General features: G+C 47.1%; 8 protein-coding genes. 2 read left to right on the forward strand and 6 right to left on the reverse strand.

Annotated elements, in window-relative coordinates; genetic code table 11:
* Window positions 1–43: 43 nt before the first annotated feature.
* From IJE10_06580 to IJE10_06605, 6 genes are all read right to left on the reverse strand, one after another.
* Window positions 44–754 (reverse strand): SDR family oxidoreductase, encoded by a 711-nt coding sequence (locus IJE10_06580; GenBank protein ID MBQ2967766.1) that lies wholly within the window; start codon window positions 752–754, stop codon window positions 44–46.
* On the reverse strand, window positions 741–1577 hold the full coding sequence (locus tag IJE10_06585) for a class I mannose-6-phosphate isomerase (GenBank protein ID MBQ2967767.1): 837 nt from the start codon (window positions 1575–1577) through the stop codon (window positions 741–743). The genes IJE10_06580 and IJE10_06585 overlap by 14 nt, the downstream gene beginning before the upstream one ends.
* Window positions 1578–1842: 265 nt before the next feature.
* Window positions 1843–2241, reverse strand: a complete 399-nt coding sequence (locus tag IJE10_06590) for an endonuclease domain-containing protein (protein MBQ2967768.1) — start codon at window positions 2239–2241, stop codon at window positions 1843–1845.
* Between the two features lie 17 nt (window positions 2242–2258).
* Window positions 2259–3707 (reverse strand): S41 family peptidase, encoded by a 1449-nt coding sequence (locus IJE10_06595; GenBank protein MBQ2967769.1) that lies wholly within the window; start codon window positions 3705–3707, stop codon window positions 2259–2261.
* Between the two features lie 62 nt (window positions 3708–3769).
* Window positions 3770–5077 (reverse strand): S-layer homology domain-containing protein, encoded by a 1308-nt coding sequence (locus IJE10_06600; protein ID MBQ2967770.1) that lies wholly within the window; start codon window positions 5075–5077, stop codon window positions 3770–3772.
* Window positions 5074–6564: a D-alanine--D-alanine ligase gene (locus tag IJE10_06605; GenBank protein MBQ2967771.1), complete on the reverse strand. Its 1491-nt coding sequence runs from the start codon at window positions 6562–6564 to the stop codon at window positions 5074–5076. The genes IJE10_06600 and IJE10_06605 overlap by 4 nt, the downstream gene beginning before the upstream one ends.
* 206 nt (window positions 6565–6770) lie before the next feature.
* On the opposite strand from IJE10_06605, the gene trpS reads away from it, so the two are divergent.
* On the forward strand, window positions 6771–7760 hold the full coding sequence (gene trpS / locus IJE10_06610) for a tryptophan--tRNA ligase (protein ID MBQ2967772.1): 990 nt from the start codon (window positions 6771–6773) through the stop codon (window positions 7758–7760).
* Window positions 7761–7772: 12 nt separating this feature from the next.
* On the forward strand, window positions 7773–8846 hold the full coding sequence (locus tag IJE10_06615) for an undecaprenyl/decaprenyl-phosphate alpha-N-acetylglucosaminyl 1-phosphate transferase (GenBank protein ID MBQ2967773.1): 1074 nt from the start codon (window positions 7773–7775) through the stop codon (window positions 8844–8846).
* Window positions 8847–8988: the final 142 nt, after the last annotated feature.

Here is an 8988-nt window from a genome sequence, read left to right on the forward strand (position 1 = left end):
ACAAAAGACAACAAAAAAAGAGGAACTTCTTCCTCTTTTTGCTCTATCCGATATACCCGCCGTCTACGATGAGGGTCTGACCCGTGATGTAGGTGCAATTTACAAGATACGCCACCGTTTCGGCAATATCGGCACCTGTACCCATGCGGTTTAAGGGAATTTCTTCTATTATATTCTGCTTGTCCTCTTCCGAAAAGCAATCCATCATAGGCGTATCAATAACCCCGGGTGCAATGGCATTTACCCGGATGCCCATAGGCGCAAGCTCTTTGGAAAGGGCTTTGGTAAACCCAATCACCCCTGCCTTGGCGGCAGAATACACACTCTCGCACGAAGCGCCGCAAACGCCCCACACCGAGGAAATGAAAATCACAGAGCCTTTGGATTTCAGGAGCAGGCTATTGGCTTCCCGCGCCAGATAAAAGGCAGAATCCAAGTCCGCCGACATCACTTTGCGATATGCAGAATCATCGGTATCGCAGGCAAGGGAAAAATGGGATACCCCTGCACAATGCACCAGCAAATCCAGGCGGTCTAAGGATTGCATCAGCTTTTTTACGGTACTGCTGTCCCCCAAATCCCCTTGGAATAAAATGCATTCCTTGCCGTTTTTTTGTATTTGGGAAATATCCGGCATTTTTTGGTGATATACCAGCACCAGACGGTCAAAATCCATTTGTGAGAGCCTTAAAGCCACCTCTGCACCGATTCCGCCTGCCGCACCGGTAACAACTGCTGTTTTACAATGTGACATACACAAATTCTCCTTCGCCCTTTACGGTTACGGGTTCACCTTCGGCAGGAATAATGCCGAACTCACCCTTATTTAAAAGGATATCATCCATTTGCACCGTGCCGTCCTTTGCAAACACAATTGCAAAGCCGTTTAATGTTTTGGGAAGCTTGTCCTTTTCCACGTCAAAAAATTCACATTTAGAAAGACAGCCTTCGGGGAAGGTGAACGGCTTAAATGCGGTTAAATCTGCGCATTCAAGGGCCTGCTCAACATGAATTTCCCGTCCGCGGTTGTAGTCGTACAGACGATATGTGGTGTCCGAGCTTTGCTGAACCTCTAAAATCAGATTCCCCTTGCCGATGGCATGCACAAGCCCTGCTGGGATGAAAAACGCATCTCCCTTATGGGTTTTTACGGTGTGCATAACCTCTTCTAAATTCCCGCTCTCAGCGCGGTCTTTTAATTCTTCTTTAGAAATATCTTTCTTAAAGCCCATGATAAGCTCCGCGTCCTTTTCGGCGTCTAAAATATACCACATTTCGGTTTTGGAGTCGTGGTCTTTGGGATGCACCTGCACCGAAAGACGGTCGTTGGCATCAATCAGCTTTAAAAGGAGCGGAAATTCTTCGGGGGCATTTTCGCCTAAGATTTCGGTTTTGTGCTGTGCATAAAACTTATCAAAGGGTACACCGTCCACAAAAGATATTCCTTCGGGACGTGCCGAAACCTCCCAGCTCTCCCCCGTTTGGGCAGAGGGGATGGGTTTTTGGTATACTTTGTTAAGGCACGCGCCGCCCCATATAACCTCTTTATAATATGGCTCTAACTTAAATGGTTTCATGTTTTTCCAACTTTCTCTTAACTTTAATAAATGGGGCGAATACGCGCCTCCCTGCGTCCGCCACGCCCCATATAATCTCTTTATAATATGGCTCTAACTTAAATGGTTTCATTTTTTCCAGCTTTCTTTTGTTTTTCTCTCCCTCAGTCAGCCTGACGGCTGACAGCTCCCTCGTCAGAGAGAGCCTTTTCTTCGTTTTTTCACCTAGAGAATACTTTTTTGTGGGAAAGCGATTCCTGTTCGCGCCTCCGCCGGAGGAAGGCTTTTATCGGCTCCCTCTGACGAGGGAGCTGTCGAACGGAGTGAGACTGAGGGAGAGACGTTTTACCATCTCATCAATATACATACACACACCCTCAAAATTCCGAATAACATCCAAATTTGTAAAGCGGATAACGGTCAGATGCATTTCTTCCAGCCGTTCTGTACGCACCCGGTCTTTTAAAGCTTGCGCATCCTCAAAATGACCGCTTCCGTCCAATTCCACAATCAAACCTGCTTTGGCACAGTAAAAATCCGCTATATATTCCCCTATCGCTTTCTGTCGTTGAAACCGAACGGGATACTCCCGCAAAAAATCATACCACAGCTTTTTTTCTTCCTTTGTCATATTTTTTCGAAGTTCTTTTGCCAATGTGATATTATTTTTATTATACGGTTTCATGGTTTTACCTTTCTTGCTTATTCAAAGCTTTCGGCGGTGGTGCCGAGCACTTCGCAGGCGCGGTCAAACTGGTTGTCCTCGTACAATTCGCCCGTTTTTACATGGGTATGCAGGGTCAATTGTGTGTTGATATCCGCAACACCGTAAGGGTAAAGCCCTGCCGCGGACTGGAATCGGCGCACAGCCAAATCCAGATTCTTATCAAACACAGGAGAATCAATTTTGTCGGTATAATAGCCTAAAAGGCTTAATCTTTGCTTGATGGCACAGATTTCTTCGTTTTCATCGCCGTACTTATATTTCTGCGTCAACGAAAGAGGTCTTAAATCATCATCGGTAATGGGTCTTGTACTGTTTTCCACCATGATGTTTGGGGTAATGCCCACCCCGTTGATTTTTGTACCCGTAGGACAGGTAAACTCTGCAATGGTCAGCTTTACATTGCCGTAATCGCCCATACCTGTTACGGTCTGCATGGTACCCTTGCCAAAGGTTTTAACGCCCACAATTTTCGCGCGGTTGTTTTCCTTCAGTGCTCCCGTTAAAATCTCGGAGGCAGAGGCGGTGTATTCATTGGTCAGCACCACCAGCTCGGTCTCGGAATCAGGAGTTAAATTGGTAGATTTATAAGGCACATGATAGTTATACGCGCCCATATATTCCTGGAAAACCACAGTACCCACAGGCAAAAACAGCGACGCAATTTCCTGCGCCTGAGAGGTGTAACCGCCCGTGTTGTTGCGTAAATCAATAATCATCTTATTTACGCCTGCCTCTTTGATTTCGGCATGACATTCTTTGAACTGCTGGGCGGTATCCAATCCAAACTGTGAAACCATCACATATGCCACATCTTTGGTATCATTTAAAATATACTCTACCGACGGTGTTACAATGGTATCCCGCACGATTGCACAATTCCAGGTGTTGCCGTCCTCGGAAAGGATGGTTAAAACCACCTCTTCGCCCACCGGACCGCGGGTACGGTTGATAATCAGGTCAATGTCCGTATTCACTACATTTTCCCCGTTTACTGCAACAATCTTGTCGCCCGCCTGCAGACCCGAGCCTTCGGCGGGAGAGCCTTCGATAATGCTCATAACGGTACAATAGCCGTCAATGGTAACCAAGGAAACACCCACACCGCCGAATTCCGCATCCACATATTCGCTGAATTCACGGGTTTCCTCGGGGGTAAGATAAACACTGTGCTGATCCAGCGCGCCCATCAGCGCGTCTGCCACAAACTCAAAGCTTTCCCCGTCGTCCTGCTTCTCCATAATGGCAGAAATCAGGGCATCCAACAGGTCTTTTTCATCTATATCAAACTGATAATTGCGCAGAATATACGAACAAAGCGCCTGCAATACACTTGCACTTTCGCTCTCCTGCTTTGCCTCCTCTGCCGAAACTGCAGGGCAGAGCAAAAGCAGAATTGCTAAAGTAAGGCTTAATACTCGTTTCATGATTTTATCCCTTTCTGCTCATATTTTTCTGTCTTGTGCGAGCCACACAAAGCAGGTAGAAGTCACTTTTGTAAAATCTGGATGTGGTATGCCCGATACACACTGCCACTCGGGCTCTTTGCCGAAAAAACAGTTACGGGATAGTCCAGATATTCGTCTTCAAGGCTGTCCAAACCGACATTTTTACCGCGATACACGCAGGTAAGCCCCGACATATAAGGCATTTCAAACATTTCTTTGCCCTTTTGCAGAATCAGACGGTTTTCAGCCTTGTCCACATAATAAAGGGTTGCGTTTACCGGCTCGCCCTCGATGTAGCTATCATCCACCGTTTCGGCAGGTGCTTCATCGACAAGGGGGTCAGCGGTAAGAAACAGCAGTTTGTCCTGCTTATAATAAAGCTGTACCGCATCGCCTTTTTCCAGAAGATGCACCCCATCGGGATGCTTGTCCTTTTTTAAGGTCAGAAGATCGGTATCGGTATCAAAATAGTCATTGTAATCCACAGCTGCACCCACCACCGCATAGGTACGGCGATAAGTACCGTTCAAGCCATCCGAAAGGGAAACCGTCGTTTCGGTCACCAGTGCCGTTTCGTTGGCAGAAACCGTTTCGGTGGACACACGCTCCACCGTTGCGTCTTTTAATGTAATCTGAAGCTTTTCGCAAAGCAACGCTCTTGCATTATACAGCACCTGTGCCACTTCCTGACGGCTGATGGTGCGCGCTAACCCCAATCCGTTGCCGTCGCCCTGCATCAGACCGTACCGTAGTGCTGTTTCCACATACAGCTGTTTTTCCGCAGGGATTGTACCGTAGTCCGCATAATCGGTAATCCGGTCTGCTTTTTCTGCCAAAGGGAGCTTAAAAATACGCACAAACCATTCCACAAATTCCAGACGGGTAACCGCTTCCTCCTTTTTGAAGGTGCGCAACGCCTCGTCATGGGGATAGTTATATGCCATCACGTTGTTATATGTATCCACCGTGATAATGCCATAGTCAACTGCCAGACGGACATACCCGTCTGCCCAACTGTCTATGCCGTTAAAACGGCTGGGATTCTGAATGCGTTGCTCTAAAATATTTTTTCTTGTCCGTTCGGCAAGCTCCTCTAAACCTGCACCACGCATCAATATGGCAAGTGCCTCGCTGCGGGTGGTGGTGCCGGTGGGATTAAAATTGCCGTCCGAGCCTTTTAATATACCTAAAGCTGCCATGGTGTACACCGCACGGTTGCTCCAGTGGTTTTCAGGAAAAGCGCGCATATCCTGAAAGGAAATGCCTGTAATCTGTTCCGAAAACAAAGCGGAAACCGAAAGGGTGCAAAGCATCATAAGCAGTACGGTAACTGCTAAAACCCTCTTCATGCCTTAGCAACCTCAAAGGAGATTTCGCAGCGATTTAACAAATCCGCCCCCTGATACAAATCATAAGAAAGGGTGCAGGATGCACCAAACGGTGAGCCGTCAAAACGGATTTCATTTGGCTTTGCAGTCAAATCCATTTCCCCATAGGGGGTTTTGTATGTAAAGGGAACAGCTTCGTTACTGTTTAAGGTAAAGGTTACCTCTGTGCTTGCTTCGCCCTGTCGCGAAACGGTGAGTTTGCCTTGATTCAACGTAATACGGTTTTGGGCGCCCTTGCCTGTCTCAGAATCCGGCTCACAGAATGCAAGCACCGCATTTTCCCCGTCATAGGCATAGCTGCAGGGTACTTCAAAGCGCATCCGCGCATCGCCCGTAACCGAAGTAAAGCTCAGTTTTCCTGCAAAAGAAGCAGCAGTCTCCTCCCCTGCAAATTTATCCATCGCAAGCTCAATTAAGCTTGTAATCAGCTGTTTTTGCGGTACACCGCCCTTTTCCAGCATCTTCGGATACATGGAAATGTCGGTAAATCCGGGGAGGGTGTTGACTTCGTTAATTAAAACAGAATCGTCGTCTTTCACGAAAAAGTCAATACGGCTCTGCCCCGAAAGACCAATTCCTGCAAAAATCTTCTTTGCATAGTGACGTACCTTTTGTGCCACCTCCGGCTTTAAGTCCGCAGGGATACGGATGGTGGATTCAATTTTGTATTTGGCTTCGAAATCATAAAATTCGTTGGCAGAAATCACCTCGCCCGGCATGGGGACATAAATGCTGTCACCATTGCCTAAAGGCGCGCTTTCCACCTCGTGACCCTGAATAAATTCTTCCACTAAAATTTTATCGTCATGCTCGGCAGCAAGCTTTAACGCCTCTAAAAGACCTTCTCTGTTCTTGGCTTTGGCAATGCCCACCGAGGAGCCTGCGTTGGCAGGCTTTACAAAAGCGGGATAGCCAAGCTTCTGCTCGATTTCCGAAACAATCGCATCAGGATTATTCAAATCCCTTTTCAGCACGGTCACCCAGTTTGCCTGGGGTATGCCTAAATACTGAAACATAATTTTGGCTACCGTTTTATCCATGCAGATGGCAGAGGATAGCATATCGGGACCTACACAAGGCAGGTTTGCCAGGGTACAAAGTCCCTGCACCGTACCGTCCTCACCGCATTTACCGTGCAAAACGGGGTATACTACATCTACGGGTCTGATTTCAACACCGCCTTTTCCCATGACTAAGAGTCCGCCGACCGATGCATCGGGGCTTAAAAAGGCAGGGGTAATTTTATCGGATTTTTCCCAACCGCATTCACGGATGCCCGAGATTTCTCCTTCGTATAAATACCATTTCCCTTCGGTGGTGATACCCACCATAACAGGCTCAAATTTATCTGTATCCAACTGTGAAAGCACGTTGGTCACCGAAAGCTCTGAAACGCTGTGCTCGGAGGACTGACCGCCGAACAGCACCAATACTTTTATTTTTTCCATATTCTGCTAACCTCACCGTCTTGATTATAAATTTACTTACTATATAGTATACTATAAATTGCAACAAATTTCAACCACTTGCGATAGATTTTTAAAAAACATTTTTTTCCTTGCTTTTTTTTCAGCCCTATGGTATAATAAGAAAATGGAAAATTTATTCTGCGCTTACTTTTTTGGCGAAGCGACAACAGAAAGGACATAGAACTATGGAAAAGAAGAGAATATTTTCGGGTATTCAGCCTTCAGGCGCCCTGACCATCGGAAATTACTTAGGGGCCTTGAAGAACTGGAGCCGTATGATTGACGATTATGACTGCATATTCTCGGTGGTTGACCTGCATGCCATTACGGTACGTCAGGACCCGAAGGAATTAAAAGAAAGATGCATGGCGCTCATTGCCCAGTACATTGCCTGTGGCATCGACCCTGAAAAATGCACCATTTTCATTCAGTCACATGTTCCCCAGCACGCAGAGCTTTCGTGGCTTTTAAACTGCTACACCTACATGGGTGAATTGGAGCGCATGACCCAGTTTAAGGACAAGTCCTCCCGTCATGCAGACAACATCAACGCAGGTCTTTTCACCTACCCTGTGCTGATGGCGGCAGACATTTTGCTGTATCAGGCAGATTTAGTGCCCGTAGGACATGACCAGAAACAGCACTTAGAGCTTTGCAGAGATTTAGCAGAGCGCTTTAACCGTATCTACGGTGAGGATTCCTTTAAAATTCCCGAGCCGTTTATCGGCAAAGAGGGCGCAAGGGTTATGGACCTGCAGAATCCCGAAAAGAAAATGAGCAAATCCGAACCGCAAGGCTCTGTGGCACTTTTGGAAGACCCCAACTCCATCATCAAGAAAATCAAACGTGCCCAGACAGACTCTTTGATGCTTGTAAAACATGGCGAGGGCAGACATGGTATCAACAACCTGTTGTCCATTTACTGTGCAACCACCTCCAAAACCTTGGAAGAAGCCGAGGCTGAATTCGACGGCAAGGGCTACGGTGATTTCAAAAAAGCTGTGGCAGAGGCGGTTGTGGCTGAGCTTTCTCCCATTCAGGAAAAATACAATGAGCTGATGCAAAACAAGGATTACTTAACCGAGGTTTACCGTAAAGGTGCCGCGCGTGCCACCGAAATTGCATCTGAAACCATAAAAGATATCCACGCCCGCATCGGTTATGTGGAACGTTAAGAGGGCTGATTTATGAAAGAAACTGTCATTTTGGTTTTAGCATTTATTGTTGCACTTTTAGCATCCTATGCCACCACCCCGATTGCAGTTAAAATCGCGCACAAGGTGGGTGCTGTGGATGTACCTAAGGACAATCGACGCATGCACAAAAAGCCGACGCCACGTCTTGGCGGTATTGCCATTGTGTTCGGCTTTCTGGTCAGTGTAATCTGCTTTTGCAGACTGCCCTGGGAATATGTGGGTATTGTGCTGGGCGGTATCATTATTATGTTTATGGGCGCCATTGACGACTGCAAACCGCTTCCTGCGCTGTTAAAATTCGGCATTCAGATTTTAGCGGCACTCATTCCGGTGCTGTTTGGTGTAAAAATCGAATTTTTCTCCAGCTTCAACCTGTTTAACAGTGCACCCCTTTGGGTGTTGGGCGGTTTAGCCGTGCCCATTACGGTGTTCTGGATTGTGGCACTGACCAACGCCATGAATTTAATTGACGGCTTAGACGGCTTAGCTGCAGGTGTTGCTTCCATTTCGTCCCTTTGTCTGCTTGCCGTTTCGCTTATGTACAGCGAAACCCATGTGGCACTCTTTACCGCATGTTTAGCAGGTGCGTGCTTTGGCTTTTTGCCTTACAATTTCAACCCCGCCCGCATTTTTATGGGCGATTCGGGTTCGACCTTTTTAGGGTATATCCTGGCTTGTATTTCCATTGAGGGAATGCTGAAAGGGGCAACCACCGTAATCTCCATTGCAGTGCCTCTGGTAGTGCTGGCACTTCCGCTTATGGATACGGCAGTTGCCATCATCCGCCGTATGATTAATCACAAGCCCATCATGCAGCCCGACAGAGGGCATTTGCATCACAAGCTGATTGACAAGGGCTTTTCCCACAAGCAGGCTGTGCTGATTTTATACGGCATTTCCGCATTGCTTGGTGCCTTTGCCATTGTGATGTGCGGATTCGGCTTGTTCCGTGCCCTGCTTCTTTTAGGCACCGTCGGCATTTTTGTTCTGCTCTGGTTCTTACTGCGCCACGCGCCCTATGAACACGAACAAAAAGAAGAATCCAACACAGAAAATAAAGAATAAAGAATAAAAATCCACCGGCATAGCCGGTGGTATTTCATTTTCGGGCATAGCCCTACCCGATACTGGCTGCGCACAAGTGCGCTTTTTATTGGCCTGCCAGCCATGCAACGATTACTTGCTACCCATAAATGGGTTATTTTAA

The sequence above is a fragment of the Clostridia bacterium genome (assembly GCA_017410375.1).
In the GTDB taxonomy this organism is placed as follows: domain Bacteria; phylum Bacillota; class Clostridia; order RGIG6154; family RGIG6154; genus RGIG6154.